This is a genomic window from Cytobacillus eiseniae (assembly GCF_017874625.1).
Taxonomy (GTDB): Bacteria; Bacillota; Bacilli; order Bacillales; family Cytobacillaceae; genus Cytobacillus; species Cytobacillus eiseniae.
In genome coordinates, this window is sequence record NZ_JAGIKZ010000002.1 from 38,476 (window position 1) to 62,483 (window position 24,008).

At 35.0% G+C, this 24,008-nt stretch carries 28 protein-coding genes; 21 read left to right on the forward strand and 7 right to left on the reverse strand.

All coding sequences use genetic code 11. The features are described from left to right. Positions 1-10: 10 nt before the first annotated feature. Positions 11-679 carry a hypothetical protein gene (locus tag J2Z40_RS02345; protein WP_066393117.1) on the reverse strand — a complete coding sequence of 223 codons (669 nt, stop codon included), beginning with the start codon at positions 677-679 and terminating at the stop codon, positions 11-13. A gap of 101 nt (positions 680-780) precedes the next feature. Further along, positions 781-1,392 (reverse strand): CPBP family intramembrane glutamic endopeptidase, encoded by a 612-nt coding sequence (locus J2Z40_RS02350; RefSeq protein WP_066393120.1) that lies wholly within the window; start codon positions 1,390-1,392, stop codon positions 781-783. Positions 1,393-1,550: 158 nt separating this feature from the next. Between J2Z40_RS02350 and J2Z40_RS19705 the strand changes: the two genes are divergently transcribed. Beyond that, complete coding sequence (locus tag J2Z40_RS19705) at positions 1,551-1,664, forward strand: DUF6254 family protein (protein ID WP_245349959.1); 114 nt, start codon at positions 1,551-1,553, stop codon at positions 1,662-1,664. Between the two features lie 83 nt (positions 1,665-1,747). Here the strand turns inward: J2Z40_RS19705 and J2Z40_RS02355 are convergent, their stop codons facing one another. Then, positions 1,748-1,936 carry a YkvS family protein gene (locus J2Z40_RS02355; RefSeq protein ID WP_066393123.1) on the reverse strand — a complete coding sequence of 63 codons (189 nt, stop codon included), beginning with the start codon at positions 1,934-1,936 and terminating at the stop codon, positions 1,748-1,750. Positions 1,937-2,140: 204 nt separating this feature from the next. Between J2Z40_RS02355 and J2Z40_RS02360 the strand changes: the two genes are divergently transcribed. From J2Z40_RS02360 to J2Z40_RS02390, 7 genes are all read left to right on the forward strand, one after another. Then, complete coding sequence (locus tag J2Z40_RS02360) at positions 2,141-3,076, forward strand: AAA family ATPase (protein ID WP_066393125.1); 936 nt, start codon at positions 2,141-2,143, stop codon at positions 3,074-3,076. Positions 3,077-3,078: 2 nt separating this feature from the next. After that, positions 3,079-4,275, forward strand: a complete 1,197-nt coding sequence (locus tag J2Z40_RS02365; protein WP_066393127.1) for a DUF58 domain-containing protein — start codon at positions 3,079-3,081, stop codon at positions 4,273-4,275. Further along, entirely contained in the window at positions 4,272-5,507 is a 1,236-nt protein-coding gene (locus J2Z40_RS02370; protein ID WP_066393129.1) for a hypothetical protein, read from the forward strand. The genes J2Z40_RS02365 and J2Z40_RS02370 overlap by 4 nt, the downstream gene beginning before the upstream one ends. Before the next feature lie 69 nt (positions 5,508-5,576). Continuing rightward, positions 5,577-5,843, forward strand: a complete 267-nt coding sequence (locus J2Z40_RS02375; protein ID WP_066393136.1) for a phosphocarrier protein HPr — start codon at positions 5,577-5,579, stop codon at positions 5,841-5,843. Between the two features lie 304 nt (positions 5,844-6,147). Continuing rightward, the gene (locus J2Z40_RS02380) at positions 6,148-6,609 is read left to right on the forward strand and encodes a hypothetical protein (RefSeq protein WP_066393139.1); all 462 of its coding nucleotides are present in this window, start codon (positions 6,148-6,150) and stop codon (positions 6,607-6,609) included. 85 nt (positions 6,610-6,694) lie between these two features. Beyond that, on the forward strand, positions 6,695-7,576 hold the full coding sequence (locus J2Z40_RS02385) for an NAD(P)-dependent oxidoreductase (protein WP_066393142.1): 882 nt from the start codon (positions 6,695-6,697) through the stop codon (positions 7,574-7,576). Between the two features lie 60 nt (positions 7,577-7,636). Further along, positions 7,637-7,816, forward strand: coding sequence for a hypothetical protein (locus tag J2Z40_RS02390; RefSeq protein ID WP_066393143.1), 180 nt, complete (start codon positions 7,637-7,639; stop codon positions 7,814-7,816). Positions 7,817-7,876: 60 nt separating this feature from the next. On the opposite strand, the gene J2Z40_RS02395 is transcribed toward J2Z40_RS02390, so the two are convergent. After that, entirely contained in the window at positions 7,877-8,077 is a 201-nt protein-coding gene (locus J2Z40_RS02395) for a hypothetical protein (RefSeq protein ID WP_066393146.1), read from the reverse strand. Between the two features lie 283 nt (positions 8,078-8,360). Between J2Z40_RS02395 and J2Z40_RS02400 the strand changes: the two genes are divergently transcribed. After that, positions 8,361-8,894, forward strand: coding sequence for an RDD family protein (locus J2Z40_RS02400; RefSeq protein WP_066393154.1), 534 nt, complete (start codon positions 8,361-8,363; stop codon positions 8,892-8,894). Between the two features lie 94 nt (positions 8,895-8,988). After that, positions 8,989-9,891, forward strand: coding sequence for a chemotaxis protein CheW (locus J2Z40_RS02405; protein WP_066399198.1), 903 nt, complete (start codon positions 8,989-8,991; stop codon positions 9,889-9,891). Between the two features lie 150 nt (positions 9,892-10,041). Here the strand turns inward: J2Z40_RS02405 and J2Z40_RS02410 are convergent, their stop codons facing one another. Continuing rightward, on the reverse strand, positions 10,042-10,500 hold the full coding sequence (locus J2Z40_RS02410; protein ID WP_066393157.1) for a YkyB family protein: 459 nt from the start codon (positions 10,498-10,500) through the stop codon (positions 10,042-10,044). A gap of 344 nt (positions 10,501-10,844) precedes the next feature. On the opposite strand from J2Z40_RS02410, the gene J2Z40_RS02415 reads away from it, so the two are divergent. Continuing rightward, on the forward strand, positions 10,845-12,941 hold the full coding sequence (locus J2Z40_RS02415; RefSeq protein WP_066393159.1) for an EAL domain-containing protein: 2,097 nt from the start codon (positions 10,845-10,847) through the stop codon (positions 12,939-12,941). Between the two features lie 66 nt (positions 12,942-13,007). Here J2Z40_RS02415 and J2Z40_RS02420 read toward each other — a convergent pair whose 3' ends face one another. Continuing rightward, positions 13,008-13,880 (reverse strand): metallophosphoesterase, encoded by an 873-nt coding sequence (locus tag J2Z40_RS02420; RefSeq protein ID WP_066393161.1) that lies wholly within the window; start codon positions 13,878-13,880, stop codon positions 13,008-13,010. Between the two features lie 302 nt (positions 13,881-14,182). Between J2Z40_RS02420 and fadH the strand changes: the two genes are divergently transcribed. The 4 genes from fadH (at position 14,183) to J2Z40_RS02440 (ending at position 18,859) form a co-directional block, all read left to right on the forward strand. Then, positions 14,183-14,947, forward strand: coding sequence for a 2,4-dienoyl-CoA reductase (gene fadH, locus J2Z40_RS02425; protein WP_066393164.1), 765 nt, complete (start codon positions 14,183-14,185; stop codon positions 14,945-14,947). Between the two features lie 226 nt (positions 14,948-15,173). After that, positions 15,174-16,589, forward strand: a complete 1,416-nt coding sequence (gene aspA / locus J2Z40_RS02430) for an aspartate ammonia-lyase (RefSeq protein ID WP_425351353.1) — start codon at positions 15,174-15,176, stop codon at positions 16,587-16,589. A gap of 138 nt (positions 16,590-16,727) precedes the next feature. Then, the gene (locus J2Z40_RS02435; RefSeq protein WP_066393166.1) at positions 16,728-17,942 is read left to right on the forward strand and encodes an EAL domain-containing protein; all 1,215 of its coding nucleotides are present in this window, start codon (positions 16,728-16,730) and stop codon (positions 17,940-17,942) included. A 257-nt stretch (positions 17,943-18,199) separates the two neighbouring features. Further along, the gene (locus J2Z40_RS02440; protein WP_066393168.1) at positions 18,200-18,859 is read left to right on the forward strand and encodes a DUF3993 domain-containing protein; all 660 of its coding nucleotides are present in this window, start codon (positions 18,200-18,202) and stop codon (positions 18,857-18,859) included. Between the two features lie 65 nt (positions 18,860-18,924). Here the strand turns inward: J2Z40_RS02440 and J2Z40_RS02445 are convergent, their stop codons facing one another. Beyond that, entirely contained in the window at positions 18,925-19,170 is a 246-nt protein-coding gene (locus J2Z40_RS02445) for a glutaredoxin family protein (protein ID WP_342590312.1), read from the reverse strand. Positions 19,171-19,438: 268 nt separating this feature from the next. Between J2Z40_RS02445 and J2Z40_RS02450 the strand changes: the two genes are divergently transcribed. The 6 genes from J2Z40_RS02450 to J2Z40_RS02475 all read left to right on the forward strand — a co-directional run bounded on the left by J2Z40_RS02450 (position 19,439) and on the right by J2Z40_RS02475 (position 23,556). Next, positions 19,439-19,675 carry a YkuJ family protein gene (locus tag J2Z40_RS02450; protein ID WP_066393172.1) on the forward strand — a complete coding sequence of 79 codons (237 nt, stop codon included), beginning with the start codon at positions 19,439-19,441 and terminating at the stop codon, positions 19,673-19,675. 128 nt (positions 19,676-19,803) lie between these two features. Beyond that, the gene (cbpB, locus tag J2Z40_RS02455; RefSeq protein WP_066393176.1) at positions 19,804-20,253 is read left to right on the forward strand and encodes a cyclic-di-AMP-binding protein CbpB; all 450 of its coding nucleotides are present in this window, start codon (positions 19,804-19,806) and stop codon (positions 20,251-20,253) included. A gap of 135 nt (positions 20,254-20,388) precedes the next feature. Then, entirely contained in the window at positions 20,389-21,282 is an 894-nt protein-coding gene (locus J2Z40_RS02460; protein WP_066399200.1) for a transcriptional regulator CcpC, read from the forward strand. A 161-nt stretch (positions 21,283-21,443) separates the two neighbouring features. Continuing rightward, entirely contained in the window at positions 21,444-21,986 is a 543-nt protein-coding gene (locus J2Z40_RS02465) for a peroxiredoxin (RefSeq protein ID WP_066393178.1), read from the forward strand. 96 nt (positions 21,987-22,082) lie between these two features. Next, positions 22,083-22,541 (forward strand): redoxin domain-containing protein, encoded by a 459-nt coding sequence (locus J2Z40_RS02470; RefSeq protein ID WP_066393179.1) that lies wholly within the window; start codon positions 22,083-22,085, stop codon positions 22,539-22,541. A gap of 355 nt (positions 22,542-22,896) precedes the next feature. Continuing rightward, the gene (locus J2Z40_RS02475) at positions 22,897-23,556 is read left to right on the forward strand and encodes an NAD-binding protein (RefSeq protein WP_066399201.1); all 660 of its coding nucleotides are present in this window, start codon (positions 22,897-22,899) and stop codon (positions 23,554-23,556) included. Positions 23,557-24,008: the final 452 nt, after the last annotated feature.

Below are 24,008 nucleotides of genomic sequence, written 5' to 3' on the forward strand. Positions count from 1 at the left end.
TTACATTACACTACTCGATTGTTGAAATTGTTTTTGCCATTTGAATATATGCGTCTTTATTATCGGAATCAGATTTGGTGAAGATTGTTAATTTGATTGGCTGCTTTTCATTTTTAATTAATAAAGCTGTTACAACATCCATATCCTTTGCTGTCTCTAATGCAGTTGTTTCTTGGAAGAAGTCGTCATCTGGAGCATCAATTGTTTTTACTTCTGCATTCACTGACTCAAGCTGCGCTTTAGCAGTTTCAATAACCGTATCCCAATTTGCATCAGCAGGAAGTAGCTCAATTCTCATAAAGCTTTGTTCGTTTTCAGTATAGTAGAGCACATCTTTATGTGGTTCTTCTGCAGTTAGTACGTATTCAGGAAGCACATACAAGGAGAAATTTTGATTATCACTTTGTGTTAGTTTGGCCGTTGCTTCTTTTTGTTCTCCATTAAATTCATACTGCAGATTTTGCTCGTCATTTCGAATCGTTTCATCTTCGGTGACTTCCTCTTTGACAGGATCGACATTTTCTTCAGCTTGGTCTTCTGTATTTTGCTCTTCTTGCTCCACATTTTCAATAGGGGTTGTCCCATTTGTTTCTTCTTTAACTTCCTCATTTGTCCCACATCCGGTTAGAATCATTGCTAATAATCCGGATAAAAGCAACCATTTAGCAAACTTTTTCATATTGTTCTCCTCCATTGTACTTGAAAATTTGGTACATATTCTTCATTGTACATACATTAACATTCCCATCCATTTTCAACAACCTATCCCGAGAAATTGTTCTAATAAAAAGGAAGAATAACAAATAAAAATAAATCAAAAATTAAGTGAGAAACAATAACGAGCGGCATACTCTTTTTCCAAGCATATAGGATACCCCAATATATTCCTGCAATTAATGCTGCAAATGCTAAAATCCAATGTGTCGCGTAAAAATGGACAGATGCATAAAGAATAGAAGATAGAATAATTCCAATTGGAATATTTATATGTTTTAATACCCTTTTTTGTACAAAGCCTCTCCAGAATATTTCCTCACCAGGAATAATCACGAGGATGAGGACGATATAATGCCAAAGCAATGATGGCGATAAACGGCTATAGAGCTTTGATATTTCTTTTGAAAAAGGAAGATTGAGTAGCTCAATTAAACTGTTTCCTAGCCAAAAAACACCAAATAGAGCAAAGCCAGAGACGGCTCCATACATGATAAAACTTGAAAAAGGAACTTGGTCCTCTAATTCTTCATTTAAGATCGCATAGCTAATCAAAAATAATAATGATGCAGTAAAAATATACCAAAATACTGCTTTGTCCTGAAATGTGAAATACATTAATATATGGGCTAAAACGAATCCAATAATTAGTCGTATATCGGTTGTAAGCTTTTTCAACCGTACAAACTCCTTTCTATAGCTCCCTATCCAATCTGCTTCCTATAATACCATATCTATATTAACAAAATTAAATCTTGAATAGGAAGGGAAAAGGTATTTATAAATAAAATAGCTATAATTGCTTATTCTAATACTTGAAGAAAGGGGTGAAATGGATGACAAAAAATAAGCGTGAGAAAGAACGAGCATGGACAGTTAGGAAGCAGGATCAGAATCCTCATGGAAAAGTTAAATCATTAAAGGAGCTTTCACGAGAAAAGGAGCAATAATAAAAAAGCAGCTGAAAGCTGCTTTTTGTTGATTTTACACCAATTGTATTATTCTGATTGTGTATGCGTTTTCAAAAAAATGTTTATATGTTAGTTTCCTTAATCACTTTATAGTTTTTATGATTAACAACTGTTCTTTGTTCGATCTCGAGATTTTGAAAATTGTCCATATAGGATAAATCAACAATGACGGAGTTTTCATTTACCTTTTCGACAATTCCCTGTAAACCATCACGAAATTCAATTACATTGCCAACCTCAGCTTTTTTCAAATGCCTCTCCCCTTTTCTATAAATGATTACTAACAGTTTGCACTAAATTTTACTGTTCGTAAAGAAAAAGCACTCTATTTTGTTAATATCGCTATTATTAAAGTTAAAAATATAAATGTATTTTAAATTTTCAAAATAGAGGAAAATGATATATATTTATTATAGTGAAATATTCATAAATTTATATTCTACTAGGAGGCATTTATGAAAGAACTAGAAAAGCTAAAAGCAGAAATACGCAAGGTAATGATTGGAAAAGAGAAGGAAGTGGAGCTTTTTATAATCTCACTATTGTTTAATGGCCATATTCTGATGGAGAGTGTTCCGGGAACGGGAAAAACGATGCTTGCAAAGACATTTGCCAAAACGATAAATGGCGTATTCTCAAGAATTCAATTTACTCCAGATGTTCTCCCAAGTGATGTAACAGGCATTCAGTTCTTTAACCCAAAGGAACAGGAATTTGAATTTAAACCTGGTCCGATTATCGCTAATATTGTTCTTGCTGATGAAATCAATCGGGCAACACCAAGAACACAATCAAGCTTGCTTGAAGTAATGGAGGAGCAACAAGTTACAGTTGATGGCCATGCGATAACTATTCCTGAACCATTTATGGTTATTGCGACGCAGAATCCAGTCGAATCGCAACAAGGTACCTTTCCATTGCCAATTGCCCAAATGGATCGTTTTTTCATCAAATTATCAATGGACTATCCGACATTGGAAGAGGAAAGGGAAATGATTCAAATTTTTAAAGGGGATAAAGAGAAGGAAGAAGTGGATGCCGTTCTTTCAGCTTCATCGATCGAAAAGCTGAAAAGTGCAGTGAAGGAAGTAAAATGGAACAATGAAGTGGAATCTTATCTATTACATCTCGTTAGAAAAACAAGAGAACATCCATCCATTGAATTAGGCGTCAGTCCCCGTGGTACATTGGCTCTTATGAAGGCATCTCAAGGAAAGGCATTATTGGAAGGAAGGGAATACGTAATCCCGAATGATATTAAAGCAATGGTTCCATATGTTCTCGGTCATCGTATTTTCTTAACGACGGAAGCTTCATTAACGAAAACAGTGGAGAAGGTTCTTCAAGAAGTGATTGAAATCATCCCAGTACCAGTTGAAGCAGGAGCATAGGAATGGAATGGAAAAAGTATTCAATTGAAGATCAGTACTTATCGCTGACAGCAGCCTTAGCCCTTTTTCTATTTTTTGCAAGCATGTACTTCCAGTCTTTAGTTATCTTTTTTGCTGCCGTATTCCTTTTAGTTTTCATTTTGGCTAATTCCTTATATTTAAAATATATTGGTGAACGATTGTATTTTGAAAATAAATGGCAGAGAGAGAAGTTCTTCCCTAATGAGAAAGGTGAGTGGATCTTGCCTTTTGTTAATAAAGGCCTACCAATCATGAAAGGGGAATTGCGCGTTTATTTCGATGATATTGTGACCCCCTTGGATGAATTTGGTGTTAAGAGAACTTCTCAATATGAGTTCTCTATTCCATTATCACTAAATTATAATGAAAGCAATATAGTGAAAATTCCTTATACAACACGTAAACGAGGCTTGGCAAAAATAAGAAGAATTGAATGGCATATTCCACATTTTTTTGGGATTGGAGAAACGGTTTTAGAATATAAAGGTTTAGTCATGCAGGAGGCACTTATTTATCCGATGCCAGCACCTGTGAAAAATGTACGTTCTTTTCTTTCAGAGCGATTAGGTGAGTCGCTTGTATCCCACTCTTTATATGAGGATTATTTATCACCTAGTGGGACAAGGGATTATGTTTATTCGGATAGTTTTAACAGAATCAATTGGAAAGCAAGTGCTGTGATGCAAAAATTACAGACGAAGTTGTATGATCGTGTACAAGAAACTGGCTGGAATTTATCCCTTAATATTGCCGATCGACATGCTATTACGAATCATTTGGAATTGCTGTTAAGCTGTGCTGCTGAACTGGCGTATTATTCAACAAAACACAATATTCCATTCTCTTTTTGTATGAATATTCGAATTGCAGGGTCGATTCCTTTTTATTTTATTCCGGCAGGGACAGGAAAAGAGCAGCTGCAAAAGGTACTTGAAGCATTAGCGATTGTTGATCAGCACTCATCTGTTCTTCCTTATGAAAAAATGCTGGCATTTTATCACCGTCATTTACCTGTACAGCCTTACTTTATTCATGGAGGAAAAAGCACTGTGAAGACGGAAGATGTATTCCAAGCAATTAGTAAGAAGGGTGCAACGTTAATTGAACTGCAATTACATGAAAATGAGGCGGTGCTCGTACATAAACAATCAGTGAAGAAAGAAGTGGTAGGAACATGATAAAAAGTAGTTGGAATGTGATGTATTTACTGATCATCGAAATTATTTTTGGTGCACTTTTGATCCTTCCATTTTTTTCATTACAGGAGAAGCAAATACCGCTCGTTGCCTATTTTTTAACGATGATATGTAGCTGTCTCGTATTTTCCTTACTTTTGCAGCGGTATAAAGAAATGGGGAAAGTGCTATTTTTTGTATTGATTTTACCAGCAGTATTAATTGGTGGAAATGTAATGGACTTTCCGATTTTTCTTAACTTGCTTATAAGCTTCCTAATCTTTTGGCGTACATTGTCCCATTTTCATGAGCCAGATAAGCAAAATATTGCACTATGGCTATTATTCACGATTTTACTTGGAATTGTTCTTTTGTTTTTTGCCGGTGTTTCGTCCTCAGAATATATGACGATCATTGGTGGATTAATGATTGCTCAACTACTATTTATTATTAGTGGCGGATTTATTCGGAAATGGTTAGACCTTTCAGAAGCTGGTAAAAACAAAAAGCAGTTCTTTCGGCCATTTATCGTTATCTTTTCAGCGATATCTCTGCTTTGTCTCTTAATAACTATAGGGATGAGTACAATAAGATGGCTGTTTTTTTCAATAATAAGTGGCGGAGTTAGCTTAGTGGCATTCATTGCCAAACCATTCTTTAATTGGGCAGAGTCTAGGGATTGGTCAGAACAATTTAATAAGCTGAATAAAAATCAAGGTCCAGAGGAATTTTCTGCGGCACAAAATGAATTAGATCCATTAGAGAAAAATATAATTTTTGATCCGACTATCATTGTCACTATTCTATTTATCGCTTGTTTATTATTTTTGTTTTACTATCTTTATAAAAATAAAAGAAAAGTAAATGAAGCAGAAAAAATCAGCAGTGAGACGGCTTATACCGTAGAGAAAAGAATGAACAATGGGAGTACATCATTTTTCCAAAGGGGAAAGGCGCTATCTCCTAGTCATCCAATTCGGAAGGAAATATTTGCTTTTGAGCGCTATGCCGAAAAACTTCAGTTAGGAAGATGGCCATTTGAATCATTATCAGATTGGTTAACTCGAATTGGGATGTATGACTTTAACGAAATTAATAGGATATATGAAAAAGTCAGATATGGGGATCAGCACTATTCAGATAGTGAGAAAATGCAATTAAAAGAAATGCTTCATAAGAAAAAGCTTGAATTAAAAGAAATGAATAAGCAAAAAAAGCGAAGGGGAAAAAAGTAGGTACTATACATGAAAAGGCTATATTCGTATAAAATAATTAAAATTTATAATTGAAGGAGTTTGTTTCAGATGATTGAAAAAACATTTAAAGTGACAGCCGATACAGGAATTCATGCTCGTCCTGCTACAATTCTGGTGCAAGCAGCAAGTAAATTTGATTCAGAAATTCATCTAGAATATAAAGGGAAAACAATTAATTTAAAATCAATTATGGGTGTCATGTCTTTAGGCATAAGGAAAGGTGCAGAAATTAAAATTATGACAGATGGCAATGATGAACAGGAAGCAATGAATAATCTTGAAGCAACCATGAAAAATAACAGTCTTTCTGAATAAAAATATGTTTATGCAAAGAAATCAGCGGGTATAGCTTTACTATGCACGTAAGAAATCTGTGCAGACTGCTCAATCTATTTCCCCCCTTTTTAACCAGCCTTCATGATGAAGCTGGTTTTTTTCTTTGAGTTAAAGAATGGCCTTGCACAAGCGATCCAATCGTTGAAGTTAAAAGGAAACTTTCTAGCCAGCTTGTTTTAACTATGGCTTGAGAGTAATTAAACAATTTCCCCTGTTCGATTTCTATGTTTGGAGGTTTATCTATACTAGTGGATGGATATGGTAGGAATAAGGGGTGAAATATATGTATAGAAACAGGGGAATATTTTTCTTGCTTTTACTTTGCTCTCTACTCGTATCAGGCTGTTCGATTGGGATGCAGGAATTAATTGTTAATCAGCATGCTGAAGCATTTTTGACGAAAAATAATGAGCTCCAATTTCGTTTTAAGATTAATGAGCGGATCTTGAATGAGCAGCAAGTGTACAAAGTAAAAGTGACGATTCATAATGATAGACTTGCTTCTGCCTTAGGGATGGACGAGATTATTTATGGTGGCCAAACAAATTATAATGGGGAATATATTGAAGTGAGACAGGATAAAGAAAATGTTATCTTTATGACACCGATCCCATTGTTGAAGGATTTACATGTATTCGAAATTGAAGAGATGATAATGAATGAAGAGGCCGTATCTATTGAAGTTTTCAATGATGAAGAAGTATTTGCAAAAGCATATTTAAATAATTTCTCCTCACAGCTATAAATAGCCTATATTTAAAATATTCACAAATAATGCTAGAATATAAGTGGAAATTTGGCTATAAGTCAATTATGTGAGGGGATAAAAAATGATACGTCCAGAGAAAACAGTCATTGGTTTTGTAGGTACAGGTGTAATGGGGAAAAGCATGGCTACACATCTTTTGCATGCAGGTTATCCATTAATTGTCTATTCACGGACAAAGGAAAAGGCAGAGGAACTAATCGAGAATGGGGCACAGTGGGTGCATTCACCAAAAGAAGTGGCTGAAAAAGCGAATATTATTATCACAATGGTAGGTTATCCTGAGGACGTTAGAGATATTTATTTAGGTGAGACTGGAATAATAAAAAGCGGGAATGAAAATACATACCTGATTGATATGACAACATCCACACCAACACTAGCCATTGAAATATACGAAGCCGCGAAGAAAAAAGGAATGCATGCATTGGATGCACCAGTTTCAGGTGGAGATATTGGGGCGAAGGAAGCAAAGCTTTCGATCATGGTCGGAGGAGATCAACAATCCTTTGAGGCAATGGAGCCGCTATTTAAGCATTTAGGAACAAATATTATTTATCAAGGTCAAGCGGGTTCTGGGCAGCATACAAAAATGTGCAATCAAATTGCTATTGCCTCAAATATGATTGGGGTTTGTGAAGCAGTCGTCTATGCTAAAAAGGCAGGGTTGGATCCTGATTCAGTGCTTAAGAGTATTTCAACTGGTGCGGCAGGCAGTTGGTCCTTGTCAAATCTAGCACCAAGAATGATTAATGGAAATTTCGAACCAGGTTTTTATATTAAGCATTTTATGAAAGATATGAATATTGCCCTGCAGGAAGCGGAGGCGATGGGAATGGAAACACCTGGCTTAGCGCTTGCTAAACAAATGTACGCTAGAATAGTAGAGCAAGGAGAAGAAAACAGCGGCACCCAGGCACTCTTTAAGTATTGGGAAATGGAATGAATAATTAAGCTCCATTTAAACGATAATAGTAGGGATCGTTTGATAAAAGGGGGCATTTCAATGGCAAAAAGAACAAAGAAAAAAGATCCGCAGCAAAAAAACAAAAAAGGCTTTGATTCAGCCGTAGTAGATTCCGAATTTGCACATGAGTTTGGAAGTGCTGCAGCGAATCAAATCCATAAAGATAAAGCAAAGAAGGAAAAGGCCACAAAAAATAACGGGACATATAAGGGGCAATAAAAAAGAGAAGCATCAACGTCTAAAATGACGCAGGTGCTTCTTTTTTTATATAGGTTATATTTAATATCCGTAATCCCAATCGACATCTTCTTCGTGCCAAAAAATTGGAGAAATAGGACCAAATTCTACGATTTTATTATCAAGTTTGCAATTGCATTGTTCATTTCCACACTGAGCTTTGAGCTCCTCGTATACTGTATGGTCAATATTCTCAATGAACGTTACTTCATTTTCTTGAAAAAGGATCGCTGTGCCCTTCATCGTTTCATCGCCTCTTTATCATTATTGTGAGGGACTTTCTTGTACTCCCTCATTACAGCTCCATTATATTTTCGAATAGACTGAATGTCTATATATATGTGAAAATGTTCACAAAAATATCACTTCATTGTCGTAAAAAGCTTAATAGTATGTAGCAGCCATTGATTTCCATGAAAATGGGAGAATAGTAGTGTTAATAAAATGGAAATGTTGAGTATAATTAAATAAGCTGTGGAGAGTGTTAATGTGCTCAATTTTTTAATATGCAATTGGAGGTTTGGTTATGGAAAATATGCTTGAGAAACAAGTTTATGAAGAAAGAAAGGAATATGGTGGATTTTGGATTCGATTTGCAGCTTACTTAATTGATGGGATTATTGTTGGAATTCCACTTGGAATCATAATCGCTCTTATTTATATGCTCTTTATTTTGCCAACAGGAATAATTGATTTAATAAATACAGATCCTGCATATATTGATCAAGTAATAACAGATGAGCAAATATGGATGTTTATGGGTTCCTATCTTGGAGCAACATTCGTATCATTATTGATTGGTTTTGCTGCCTCTATTGCTTATTTTGCTGGATTACATGCATCGAAATGGCAGGGAACAGTTGGAAAGAAGCTACTTGGATTAAAGGTAACTGACCTCAATGGGCAACGAATCACATTTTGGAGAGCATTAGGAAGATATTTAGCCATGTCCTTTTTGTCAGGCATCTTATTAGTTGGATATATTATTGCTGGATTTACAGAAAGAAAGCAATCACTCCATGACTTGATCGCCAGTACAATCGTAATAAAAAATTCCTAATAATTATTGAAATGTTTTCATCAAAATCATACGTATTCATGATATAGTATTAGGTATAATGGACCAGTCTACAAACAGGAAGGGCGAAATGGCAGTGGAGCACAAAAAAGGAATATTACTTGAAAGTGGTACAAATGAGTTAGAGATTGTTGAATTTAGTATTGGTAAAAATAAATTTGGGATAAATGTTATAAAAGTGAAAGAAATTATTAATCCTGTTTCAATTATTCAAGTGCCACATGCACATAGAAATGTAGAAGGGATTATTGAACTGCGTGGGGAAGTATTACCAGTTGTCAATGTTGCAGCTGCATTAGGATTTCCACCTTCGGAATCACCTGAACAAGATAAGTTCATTGTTGCAGAATTTAATAAGCAAAAGATTGTTTTTCATGTTCACAGTGTGACACAAATTCATCGGATCTCTTGGGATCAGATTGAGAAGCCATCTGAAATGTACCAAGGACCCGATAGCCAAATCATTGGCGTAATAAAACTTAACGGGGAAATGATTCTCCTGCTTGATTTTGAAAAAATAGTAGTAGAAATTAATCCTGAAACAGGGATTAATGTACAGCAAGTGAAAAAGTTAGGTAAGCGTGAACGTTCTAATAAACGTCTAGTTGTTGCTGAAGATTCTCCTCTTCTTCGAAAATTATTACACGATACATTAACAGAGGCTGGATTTGAGTACATTGAGTTTTTCGAAAATGGCCGTGATGCATTAAGCTATTTAGAAGGACTTATTCAAGATGGAAAGAATGTAACAGAGGAAGTTCAATTAATTATTACGGATATTGAAATGCCACAAATGGATGGACACCATCTAACGAAAAGAATCAAAAATAATACAGAGTTAGCTAAAGTCCCTGTAGTTATCTTCTCTTCATTAATTACAGATGATCTTCGCCATAAAGGAAAAATGGTTGGGGCAGATGCACAAGTAAGCAAACCAGAAATAGCAGAACTTGTTTTATTAATTGACCAATTGGCATAATAATAAACAAATAAAAAATCTAGGAAGGCAATCTTCCTAGATTTTTTATTTGTTAGGGTGAAAAGGAATCAAGTACTGACATTCCCTGGCAGTTTTACAGCTAGCTATTTCATGGTTCTTATGTAACCAAGAGATCCTTTTGAACGATTCTTAATAGCTTTCCCCTAGTTTTTTAAACACAGGCTTATTGTATTGCCGTTTCGGTTGATTCGGATTGTCTTCCTTTAAACCAGTGTAGGAGATCAATAATTTCTTGGCATTATTCAGTGAAAGGGAGGACCTTGGGTTTCGTATATAATCATTCAAATGACCTAAATGGGGCAATTGTTCAAAATCAATCTTTGTTGGTGGCAAATGAAATGTATATAATCCACATTCAACTAAAACATCTGATTGCTGTTGGCTGAACTTTGGATTCCCTGAAAAATGCAGGCCAACCTTTTTCGCTTTTCCTTCTTTTATAAGCTTTTGTAATGCTTCTTGTTTTAGTTTATATAAAAATTTTGGATTTGGTGCTGTTTTTGCATGGCGATTAACGGTGAAGATTGCTTGAGAGAGGTTATCTACCGTTGGGTGCAGATGAGGATGTATGGTCCTATCGGGTTTCAATATAAATAGCTCCTTTCTAATATACAAGAATATAGTTATTATACCTTTTTTCTTAAAAGTAAGAAAGTATATTTTTACTCATCAGATTATTGTTTAGCATAAGCAGAAGAATTGAAAAATGAATGGAAAAGAGATTGAGCTGTGTGCAATCCATAATAACAATTAGGGAACACTTTAAGTTTAGAATTTCATTATATTTATTGATCCTCAGGAAAAGAAGCATGTGTTTTTTTGTCGATTTATATTATAATAGGAGAAAACTTACTTAAGTATGAATAATTAGTGAATATTTTTCAAGTAAGCACTATTCCTGTTTATGGAATGAATAATATAAGGATGATTTGATGGTGACCATGAAGGAATTATTGTCAAAAGAATTAAATAATATACAGATTAGTAATCGAATAGAAAAAATAATCTTTGAAGTGATCTTTAATCATATAAAAGATTTGATCTTCATAATGAAGGTAGAGGAAGGGCCAGAGTTCCGATATATATTTGCTAATGAACCAGGTCTGAATCATGCAAGTTTATCAGCAGGTTTTATTGGAAAGACGCTAAAGGAAGCTCTTTCGGATAAGCGTGCTTTGCCACTGCAAGCAGAATATGAAAAGACACTCATTAAGAAAGAGACTATTGCTTACTCTGACGAAGTGAAGCTTTCAGATGGAAGTACAATGGTTGGTGAATCCTTCCTAACTCCCATACTTGATGATCAAAATCAAGTTCGGTTTGTTGTATCTGTTACGAGAGATATTACTCATGCATTAATAGAGAAAAAGCGATTAATAAAAGAAGAACAAAAGTATCGATCCATTGTTGATCATAATTTAGATGGAATATTATCTGTTAACCTGAAAGGCTCAATTCTTGAAGTGAATCCAGCTGGTAATAAAATACTTGGATATACAGAAAAGCAGCTTTCAAATCGCTCCATCTTTAATTTAATTCCTGAGCTGGATATTGGTGAATTTAAAGAGTTGTTTAATAAAACGAAATACGGTTATCCAACAGAATCGATTGATATTCGTTTCGTTCATCGAAAAGGCATTTATTTAACGATTCATTTAAAAACGGTTCCAATTGTGATTGATTCCGAAATTGAAGGCATTTATTTAATTATTAAGGATCTTTCCCAACAAGCCCAAAGTGCGGAGAAAATTAAATATATGGCCTTTCATGATCAACTAACGGGACTTTTAAATAGGAGAGCGTTATTAGGAGATTTAGGTGATTATATTGCTGAGGCAAAAAAGAGCGGAAATACCTTTGCCCTTCTTTCCATTGACTTGGACCGTTTCAAATACTTAAATGATACTTTAGGACATCTTGTCGGTGATGAAATACTAGTCAAAGTTGGTGAAAGATTAAGTGAATTTAAATTGAATAATTGCTCCGTATACAGACAAGGGGGAGATGAGTTTATCATTATTCTTCCAAATGCGGATCGACGTAAGGTTAGTAAGTTTGCCCAAAGTATTCTTGCAAGATTTGCTCATTCATTTTACTTGAATTCAAAGGAGTATTATATCACTCCAAGTATCGGTGTAAGTATGTATCCACATGATGGAAACAAGGCTGAAATATTAATTAAAAATGCGGATGAAGCATTATTTCGTGTGAAAGAAAAGGGGAAAGCCCATTTTCAATTTTATCGATCGGAAATGAATTCATTTATTACTAACATTGTTGAATTAGAAACGAATTTGCGAAAGGCGATTGACCGGAATGAATTAACGCTGCATTATCAGCCGCAAATTGAATTAGCTACAAAAAAAATAAAAAGCTATGAGGCATTATTACGCTGGAATAATCATGAATTAGGCAATATATCTCCCGCGGATTTTATTCCGCTTGCTGAGGATACTGGGTTAATCATCCCAATTGGGAATTGGGTGATTGAGACTGCATGTAAGCAAATTAAAGACTGGGTAGATAAAGGGATGGAAGATTTTAAGGTTGCAATCAATATATCTCCTAAGCAATTTCAACAGCATAATTTATTATTGAAAATTCGATATGCTCTTGAAAAATATCAAATTCACCCGAGCTTTTTAGAAATTGAAATAACGGAAGGTGCAATGCAGGATACGGAGGATACGATACCGATTCTTTCTGAACTGAAGGAACTAGGTATTTCGATTTCTGTTGATGATTTTGGGACAGGTTATTCCTCCTTAAATTATTTAAAGCAATTTCCAATTGATGTATTGAAAATAGACAAATCTTTTGTTGATGATGTTCTATCGAATGAAAAGGATGCGGCCATAACAACGACAATCATTCATATGGGCAGAAGTCTTGGCATGGAAGTTATTGCAGAAGGGGTAGAGAATGAGGAACAGGCAAAGTTTCTTTTAAATGCGAACTGTCATAAGGCACAGGGTTTCTTATTTGCTAGACCGCTGCCAGCAGAAGAAATTGAAAAGAAATTCTTGTAGTATTCTAGATAGCCTACGTTATTAATGTTTATTTAATAAAGAAAAAAGGAAAAGTAGTGTGCAATGCTACTTTTCCTTTTTTAATGATTTGAGAGTAAATACGGTCAATTCTGGCTTGGAAAGAAATCGGAACGGAAGTCGAGTCGTTCCCAGCCCCCTATTCACATAGAGAGTCGTTTGTCCAATTTGATAAAAACCTTCATGATATTTTTCACCAAAAGGAGGCTTTACGAGTGCACCGACTAATGGGACCTGTACTTGTCCGCCATGTGTATGTCCACTTAATTGAAGCTGGACATTATAGGCTGAGGCTTCATCTGCAAAATCAGGTGCGTGGGATAGAAGGATTTTATAAGAATCATCGGGAATGCCATGAACCGCAGAAAGAATATCTGGCTTACCTAGCATGGCATCATCAACCCCAATGATGTAAATACTGCTTTCATCTACTAGGTTAATTTTGTGATGGCTATTTAGTAATAGCTGAAAATCTGTTTTTTGCATAATCGATTTATATATATCGGTTCCATATCCCCCGTGATCATGATTTCCATATATGGCAAATTTTCCAAAAGGTGCTTTTAGCTCTTTCAAAATTGGAATGATAATGTTTTCCTCATCGTATTCATTAGGTGCATCCATTAAATCTCCTGTAAAAAAGATAACATCTGGATTTAACCGATTTATTCTTTCGACAAGCTTTTTTAATTGTTGAGAATTATATTGAAATCCTAAATGTGTGTCACTGAATTGTACAATTTTGAAATCATTGAAACTAGTAGGTATTGCAGGGTTAATGATCTCATGATAAGTGACATCTGTTAATTTCGTCTCAATTTCTTTTGAATAATAATACGTGCCACCGCCTAAACCAAATATGGCGATAATTGAGCCAAATGTTCGTTTAAGAAAGGATCTTCTTGTTATTTTTTTCGGCATATTTGTATCCAACCTATCATTGTATTTCATCCCTTTTTATACTATCAAACTATTGTTTTAAAAAGAAGTAGGAAAATAATATACAGGGGATTGCCTTTATAAGGAAAGATATATTATCAAGGAGTATTATACGTTCTTCTCGAATCAATCGAGTTTTTTACTAACAGTATCATTCAGACCTTCATTCAAATACAGCAAACTATTTAGAAAAGAGCTTATAGAAATAAAATAATTATTCGAAAATTCGATAATTAATGGTAAGATAGAATATGAATGATGATTCATTTTAGGAGGGGTCGTGAATGAAAGGGAAAGTAGTTATCATAACAGGTGGATCAAGCGGGATGGGGAAATATATGGCGAAACGATTTGCTAAAGCAAATGCGTCTGTAGTGATTACTGGCAGGGATGCAGATCGTCTGGAAGAAGCGAAGAATGAGATTGAAACATATCCTGGACAAGTTCTTACTATCCAAATGGATGTTCGTGAGATTGAGCATGTAAAGCATATGGTAGATGAAACGATTAAACAATTTGGACGAATAGATCACTTAGTGAATAATGCGGCTGGAAACTTTATTTGTCCTGCTGAAAAGTTAAGTGCGAATGGCTGGAATTCAGTCATTAATATTGTCCTTAATGGCACATTTTACTGTTCAAGCGAGGTTGGGAAGTATTGGATCGAACACGGAATTAAGGGCAGTATGATTAATATGGTTGCTACTTATGCATGGGATGCTGGTCCAGGTGTCATCCATTCAGCTGCAGCAAAGGCTGGGGTATTATCAATGACAAGAACATTAGCCGTTGAATGGGGCAGGAAGTATGGAATTAGAGTGAATGCAATCGCACCAGGACCAATTGAACGAACAGGTGGTGCAGATAAACTTTGGGAATCAGAGGAGGCTGCTAAAAGAACAATTACGAGTGTACCTCTTGGAAGACTTGGAAAACCAGAAGAAATTGCTGAATTGGCATTTTTCTTATTCTCTGATCATGCTACCTACATGAATGGTGAATGTATTACGATGGACGGCGGACAGTGGCTCAATCAATATCCATTTTAAAATGGGAATAACAAGAGTCCTCAATAAGGAAGTAAGAACAATGTGTCGAAGTTTGCGCTTCTTATGGATATGAATTCATAGCCTATTCTGGCTAATCCGAATAATATAATCGTGAAAAATCTATCGAATAGTAGTATACTTAAGCCGTGGTTGAAAGATACACTCAATCATGGTTTTTAGTTTTGTATACAATCGGTTCAAATATCATTATTTGGAGGCAGTCATAGTGAGTACATACAGAATTGAAAAAGACTTTCTTGGGGAAAAGCATGTCCCTATTGAAGCATATTACGGAATTCAAACATTAAGGGCAGTTGAGAATTTCCCGATTACAGGCTATAAATTGGACAAGGATTTAATCATTGCCATGGCCATCGTAAAAAAAGCAGCAGCACTTGCGAATGCAGATGTTGGCAGATTATACAAAGGAAAAGCGGATGTCATTTGTCAGGCGGCAGATGAGCTCATTGCCGGAAAATGGCATGATCATTTTCTCGTGGATCCGATACAAGGTGGAGCAGGCACGTCCATCAATATGAATGCAAATGAAGTGATAGCAAATAGAGGCTTAGAACTGTTGGGCAAAGATAAGGGTGATTACTTCCACCTTAATCCAAATATAGACGTGAACATGGCGCAATCAACGAATGATGCTTTTCCAACAGCCATTCATATTGCTGTCTATCGTGCGCTTGAATCCTTACTTGTTACAATGAAGGAAATGAGAGAGGCATTTAGTGCAAAAGCAGATGAATTTGATTCTGTTATTAAAATGGGAAGAACCCATTTGCAGGATGCTGTTCCCATTCGACTTGGCCAAGAGTTTAGAGCCTATACGAATGTAATCGAGCGTGATATAAAGAGAATTGATCGATCAAAGGAAAACTTACTTGAAGTAAATATGGGTGCTACAGCAGTTGGAACAGGATTGAATGCAGATCCTAATTATATTGAAAAGGTTGTTCAATATTTGGCAGAAATATCTGGAATCCCTATTGTTCCTGCACAGAATCTTGTAGATGCCACACAAAATACGGATGCATATGTGGAAGTTTCAGCTGCTTTGAAAATATGTATGGTAAATATGTCGAAGATTGCAAATGATCTAAGACTGATGGCCTCAGGACCGAGAGCAGGCTTATATGAAATTAATTTGCCTGCACGCCAACCAGGATCATCGATTATGCCTGGAAAGGTAAATCCAGTCATGCCTGAGGTTATGAACCAAATTGCTTTTCAAGTGATTGGGAATGATCATACGATTTCACTTGCTTCAGAAGCAGGACAATTTGAATTAAATGTCATGGAACCTGTCTTATTATTTAATTTATTGCAATCGATTACAATTATGAATAATGGCTTCCGTGTATTTACTGATTTCTGTATCTCAGGGATTACAGCAAATACGGATCGCTTGAAGGAATACGTCGAGAAGAGTGTTGGCCTATTAACAGCAGTGAATCCTCACATTGGCTATAATGTGGCATCCGATATTGCAAGAGAATCCATTGTGAATGGCAAGTCTATTCGTGAGCTATGCTTACTTTATGACGTATTGACTGAAGAAGAATTAGATTTAATATTAGATCCATTTGAAATGACAAAGCCTGGTATTGCAGGGGCTTCATTACTTGATAAATAGCTTCAATAATAAAAAATACCGATGTAAATATCGGTATTTTTTATCGAAGTCCTATTGTGTAAACTCCTAGATTTGCAAACTGGTAACAAGTAAAAAATAGTGTAAGGTATAATGATGGGGAAATGGAGGTTTATGAACATGGATGCACTGGAAATCCTGACAGATTTAGATAATGTATTCCCGTATTTTCAACCGATATTCAGTGCGGATGAACATCGTGTCATAGGCTATGAAGTATTTGGGAGATATCGAGGAGAAGAAGGAGTCATAAGTCTCGGTCCATTTTTCCTGGATGAAGGAATTCCAGAAGAATATCGATTAGAAGTGGATCATGTGATTTTAAAAAAGGCGCTGGACAAATTAATTGCACTAGATGAAGATGTCCTATTATTTATTAATAAAGATGCAGATCTTCTAATGTATGATAATGCTGATTCATTTTTAGCGCTCATGTTAGAGTATCAGGATAAAGGTATAAAGCTTGATCGAATTATCTTAGAATCGACTGAACGTGTATATAAAGGGAATATGGAGCATTTAGACCATTTGATGAATTACTTGCGTACATACGGGATTAAAGTGGCGATTGATAATATGGGCAATGAAAGAAGCCATCTTGATCGAATTGGGCAGCTTGCACCGAACATCATTAAAGTTGATTTGAATGAGCTGCGTTCAACTGCTTCAGCCCATGTGTTACATGATATTCTCTATACACTTTCTTTATTAGCAAGGAAAATAGGGGCTACCTTGCTTTTTAAAAATATTGAAATGGATTATCAGCTGCAATTTGCTTGGCGAAATGGTGGAAGATATTATCAAGGCTATTATTTACATAAACCGAATGAAGACTTTATTGATCGAGACTTCATGAAAGAGAAGCTAAGAGAAAAATGTCACCAATACATTTCATATGAAAAGAAAAAACTAGAAGCCTTACATGTGATTACAGAGAAGTTTAATGATCATATTAGCCAATTCCTTCAGAAAAATCGGAAAGGCTTAGAGTATGAGGAATTAATCAAGTTACTTTCTCAATTTCTTGACCAAGTAGCATTTCGGTTATACATATGTGATGAGAATGGGTTCCAAAAGTCAGCAAATATTTTCAAGAATAATCAAAGCTGGATGATCCAAAAACAATATTTAGACAAAAATTGGAGCTGGCGTCCTTATTTCTTAGAGAATATTATGAAGATGAGAGTGGACAAAAGAGGCATCTTGTCAGATTTATACAGTGATATTGAGACAGGGGAAACGATACGAACATTTTCTTATCCACTAAATGACAGTGATTATTTATTTGTAGATTTATCCTATGAATATCTTTATGAACGTGAAGGACTACTGTAGGTGAACAGTAAAACAGTAAGTTGGAGGAGAGTCTTCTTTTAAGAAGGCTTTTTTTCATGCTACAATGTGAGTCGTTTGTACATAAATAAGATGGTTTGAGATTTCGTATTATTGTCAAATGCGGTTGATTTAAGACAAGAAAGAAAAGAATCTGTCTGAATTTGCTAGTTTATTACGAACGAAATTATTAAATGATATGTATATTTATTGATAGAATAGGGTATATACAAAAAAATAGTTATGAAAGGGAGAGTGAGATGAAACAGTATATCATTAAATTCATACTTTTGATTGTTTTCCTAAATGCAATCTCTCCGATTACAAGTGCAAAAGCAGAAATGGTTCCATCAGATCAACAGTCGGTTTTTCAATTTTTGCAGGATGCCTTTCATGCTCAGGTCACGTTAAGTGAAAAACCTAGAAGCATGAAAGAAATAAAGGAAATATTATCCCCATATTTTATCGAAAGCTTCACGGCAGAATTTTTAAAAGAAAACCTTGAATCTGAAAATGGAAAATACATTACGTATGGAACAGACTTTCCTATTTATTATATCCCTTTTTTTCTTTATTCGGAGGAAACGAAAATTGTTCAAGCTGACGACCATGTGTATATTTATGAGTTTTTATCACAATTTGATGAAGGACCCGTTTCATATGATGATCATTATGAAGCGGTCAGGCTAGATTTTGTAGAAGGTGAATGGAAAGTAGCTGAAATATATTATGATGGGATTCCTAGTGAAATTCTTGAACGGGAAAATAATGATCAGCACAATCTTTCAAGTAAAATGCTTATGATCCAATCAGCCATTCAAACATCCTTTTTTCTAAATCCAATCGAATCCTTTTATACGTATGGAGGATTTGTTTTACTCAATAAAAATGAGCAAATTCAAGTGAAGATTGCATCTTGAATTTGCTTTTTTTTATTTTGATATTTGTTTGCCTTATAAGGATGAGTCTGACTAGATGTCCTGTTTTAGTCTTGAATATGTAATTCTTGTTTTAATTTTTCTAGGTTGAAGCCAGTAATGATGATTGTATCATCAATAATAATTGTTGGGGTGGAAAATGATTGATACTTTTGAATTAATTCCTTATTTGCTGCTTGATTTTGTTTAATATTTTTCTCTTCATAACGGAATCCATATTCTGTAAGAAATCTTTTGGTTATTTCGCATGGTGGGCATTCGGGCTGGGTATATAAAATAATTTTTCTCATCATGACATTCCTTTCAACATGAGTATTATAAGGAATTTAGTATAAAATATCAACGAATAACAAGTCCTCAAATGCATTTTTTATGAAAAAAAAATCTCTGTTTGATTATATTTTACTTGTGTATATGACCAATATTAATTTATGCTGTTAGTATTGGTATGAAAAGCGATGAAAAATGAATAGTCAATATTCAAATCTAATTGGATAGAAACATGCCAAAAGAGTAACATAAATATATATCGTTTTTGTTTTTTGTGAAAGGAGAGGGAGCATGTCACAGCTTCAAGGTATAATAACTCGATTGAAAAATCTTCAAGAACAATCTAAAGATGGAGAGCCAATGCAACGTTTTTTTGAGGTGAATGGTGAAAGAAAATGTCAAGTTACATACCAACCCAAAAATGAAATGTTTGAATTGGAAGTTTACCATGACAAGGAAAAGCCGAAGAGATATCAATTTGATAATATTGATATGATTACAATTGAAATATTTGATCTAATTCAATAACAAGTGTTAAAAAGGAGCCAGCATTGGTTCCTTTTTAATTTCTGATAAATAATTAATAAGAGCATACTAAAGGATAATATGTTACACTAATAGGAGAGAGAATACATTAACCTGAGGAGTTTTCGGTAATGATTAGTCTTCATAGTGGGGAGTATTTAGAAAGTAATATTCGAAATTTAATGATACCTTCTGAGCGAGTTGCCCATGTGCAGCTCGGCAATAGTCTTGAACATGCGCTATTAGTTTTAACAAAAAGTGGCTATACAGCTATCCCTGTTTTGGATCCATATTATAAATTGCATGGCTTAATTAGTACGCCAATTATAATGGATTCTATACTAGGTCTAGAACGAATTGAGTTTGAGAAATTAGAGGAAAAGCGTGTAGAGGAAGCAATGAATCGAAAGATACCAAGATTATCCATTCATTCATCTGTACAGGATTCCCTTCCTTTATTAATTGATAATCCTTTCCTCTGTGTCGAAAATGAAGATGGGCTCTTTGAAGGCATATTTACAAGAAGGACAGTATTAATTGAAGTAAATAAGCTAGCTCACAAATTAAAAAAGAATAAATGAATGGGCTCCCAGAAATGGGAGCTTGATTTTTTTAATTCACAGGAGAAATTGCTTGAATACAAAGAGCGATTCTTAGGAGAAGGCAACATCGAATTACATGTAGAATTACATTTACTTAAATTAGGGGGAGATCTTGTGTCTTCACTATCAGAGTTTCACCTGCTTTCAGTACTTGCCCAGGAAATGAATATGAGGAAGGCAGCAGAACGATTATTCGTTACTCAGCCAGCCTTATCCCAAAGATTACAAACGATTGAGAAGGAATGGGGAGAAAGGCTTTTTATTCGTTCTCAAAAAGGCTTATCATTAACTCCAGCTGGGGAACTCGTCATTAAATTTATTAATGAAGTGTTAGTCCAAGAAGAAAAGGTTCGAGAATCGATTCAGGCACTAAATACTGAAATACATGGAACATTGAAAATTGCTGTAGCCTCAATCGTTGGACAAAATTGGCTTCCACAAGTATTGAAAAAATATGTTACTCGCTATCCAAATGCGAAAATCTCACTTATAACAGGCTGGAGCAGTGAAATATTGAAATCTCTTTATGAGGACCAAGTACATATAGGAATTATCCGTGGAACGCCTGATTGGAAGGGTGTAAAAAAACATTTGTTTCAAGATACACTCTATCTTGTTGATACTGAAATAACGAGTCCCAAGCAAGTCCTAGAAACAGATCGCCCATTCATTCAATTTAAAAGCGATTCTAATTATTATCAAGAAATCCAAGATTGGTGGCTAAGACATTTTAAAACAGCACCAAAAAGGACGATTGTTGTTGATCAAATAGAAACATGTAAGCAGATGACCTTTAATGGAATCGGTTATGCCATTCTTCCTGCCATTACATTAAGTGGTGCTGAAAAGGATATTTTCAAAATCCCTTTATTAGATGAACATAATTTGCCGTTGAAGCGTGATACATGGCTACTTGGCTATGAATCCGCATTTCAATTGAAACAAGTCCAAGCTTTTGTAGAGCTAATTAAAGAGCATATTGATGAGGAAGAAAAACATAGCAAGTGAGCAATTAATTTGCTTGTTAAGCAAACAATTCGAATTAAATCAATTATTATATAATATTGACTTAAATTGTCGAAGAGCCTATAATTTATTTTGAGATAATTTTGAAAATAGGAATAAAATTAACTTATTCTTATTTATAAAAGCTAATGGAGGGATTACATATGCCTGAACGTATGGTAGGTAAGCAAGCACCACGTTTTGAAATGGACGCAGTAATGCCAAATAAAGAATTTGGTAAAGTCAGTCTTGAAGAAAACATGAAAAATGATAAATGGACTGTGCTTTTCTTCTATCCAATGGATTTTACTTTTGTATGTCCAACGGAAATTACTTCATTATCTGATCGTTATGAAGAGTTTGAAGATCTAGATGCAGAAGTCATTGGAGTTTCTACTGATACAATTCACACTCACTTAGCTTGGATTAACACAGATCGTAAAGATAACGGCCTTGGTGATTTGAATTATCCACTAGCTGCCGATACAAATCACGTAGTTGCTCGTGATTATGGTGTATTGATCGAAGAAGAAGGGATTGCTCTCCGTGGATTATATATTATTAGTCCAGAAGGTGAGTTAATGTACTCAGTTGTTAACCACAATAATATTGGCCGTGATGTGGATGAAACATTACGTGTTCTTCAAGCCCTTCAAACTGGTGGACTTTGCCCAGCAAACTGGAAGCCAGGACAAAAAACACTCTAATATGTCAATGACAATGTATGAAGGCCTAACGTTTGTTAGGTCTTTCTTTCAATAATTAGAAGCGGTTGTAAAATTGAATAATTAGGAGGAATAAGCATGAAATTACGAGCACCAATGCCTGAACTTGTAGGTGCAACAGAATGGTTAAATGGAGAAGTGACGAAAGATCAACTAATCGGTGAAAAGCCAACACTTATCCATTTTTGGTCTGTGAGCTGTCATCTTTGTAAAGAGGCTATGCCAAACGTTAATCAATTTAGAGATGAATATCAAGATCAATTAAATGTCATTGCTGTTCATATGCCCCGATCTGAGGATGATCTTGATTTAGAAGGAATTAAGAAGGTAGCAGCTGAGCATGAAATTACTCAGCCGATCTTTGTTGATAATGAACACAAGCTAACTGATGCATTTGAAAACCAATATGTACCGGCATACTATGTATTTGATAAAGAAGGCAATCTTCGTCACTTCCAAGCAGGTGGAGGCGGAATGAAAATGCTTGAAAAACGTGTAAATCGTGTATTGGATGAAATGAAAAAAACAGCAGAATGATATAAAAATGTAGTAAAATAAGATAGATTGAAGGATCAAGCTTAGCTTGATCCTTTTTTTAAAAGGCTATGTTCGAAAGGGTTGTTATTTTTAATCTAAAAGTTTAGAATGGATGATTACCAAATAGGTCAGTTGATTGAATTGGAAATCAATCATTACTGATTAAGTGTAAAATAGCAATAAAGGTTGCAAAGCAGTCTTTTAAAAACAGATGGTATTTTTTAGAGTCAGAGGATTGTCTAGTGGCATTGCTGAGCCTTAGCTAGGTGATGGGGGAATATGTGTGTATCTCTTAGCAAAGGTACACCCCTTAGGGATCGAGTATGGAGCTTGGATAGTTTTAGGAGGTTTAATTGTGAAGAAGGAATTTGCTGTAATCGGGCTGGGGCGTTTTGGAGGAAGTATTTGTCGTGCACTCGTTGAAGAGGGAATGGAAGTATTAGCAATTGACAATAATGAGGATCGGGTAAATGAATTCTCTATGATTGCTAGTCATGCGGTTGTTGGGGACACAACAGATGAATCGGTTGTAAAAAGTTTAGGGATACGAAATTTTGATCACGTAATCATCGCTATTGGTGATAATATTCAAGCAAGTATTCTGACTACCCTTATTCTTAAAGAATTAGGGGTGAAGAAGATTACAGTTAAGGCACAAAATGATTATCATGAAAAAGTATTAAGGAAGATTGGTGCAGACCAAGTAGTCCACCCAGAGCGTGATATGGGAAGAAGAATTGCGCATAATATCGTTTCAAATAATGTACTTGATTATCTTGAATTATCTGATCAACATAGTATTGTGGAGATAGTCGCTAACGAGAAGCTTGCAGGTTACACACTCATTGATCTAGACATTCGAGCTAAATATGGAATTAATATTGTTGCGATCAAACGAAAGCAGGATATAATCGTTTCTCCAATGGCAGATGAAAGAATTCAAATAAATGATATTCTCATTGTTATTGGTGCAGATATTGATATCAATCGATTTGAAAAAAAAGTGATGAGTTAAATAAACCAGAAGAAGCTCCACGAAAGCAAAGGAGCTTCTTTTTTGTTTTTATAAAAGGTTCTGTTATTTTTCATTGTTGATTTTCGTGTATGTAAGAGAATTTATACACGGAGGATGTCTACCGAGAAAGCTAAATAGCAATATATAAGCGGAATAATTCCGGTTAATGTTAAAAAGAACGCTTTAAAAGTGAATATAAGCGGAGAAATTCCGCTTAACTTCTTTAAATAATCCAAAATCCATCCATTTGGTCCATATAAGCGGAAAGACTCCGCTTATATTGAAGGAAATAGAGGTATTTCCCAATATAGCCGGAATTTTTCCGCTTATTTTTCAAATATTGTAAGATCAACATTCAGCTTTAATAGAGCCTTATAAAAAGATATTTACTAATGTTGTTTCTAAATCAATTGGTACATAAAGGACGGTTGATTGAAGTGGAAGGGGGAAGA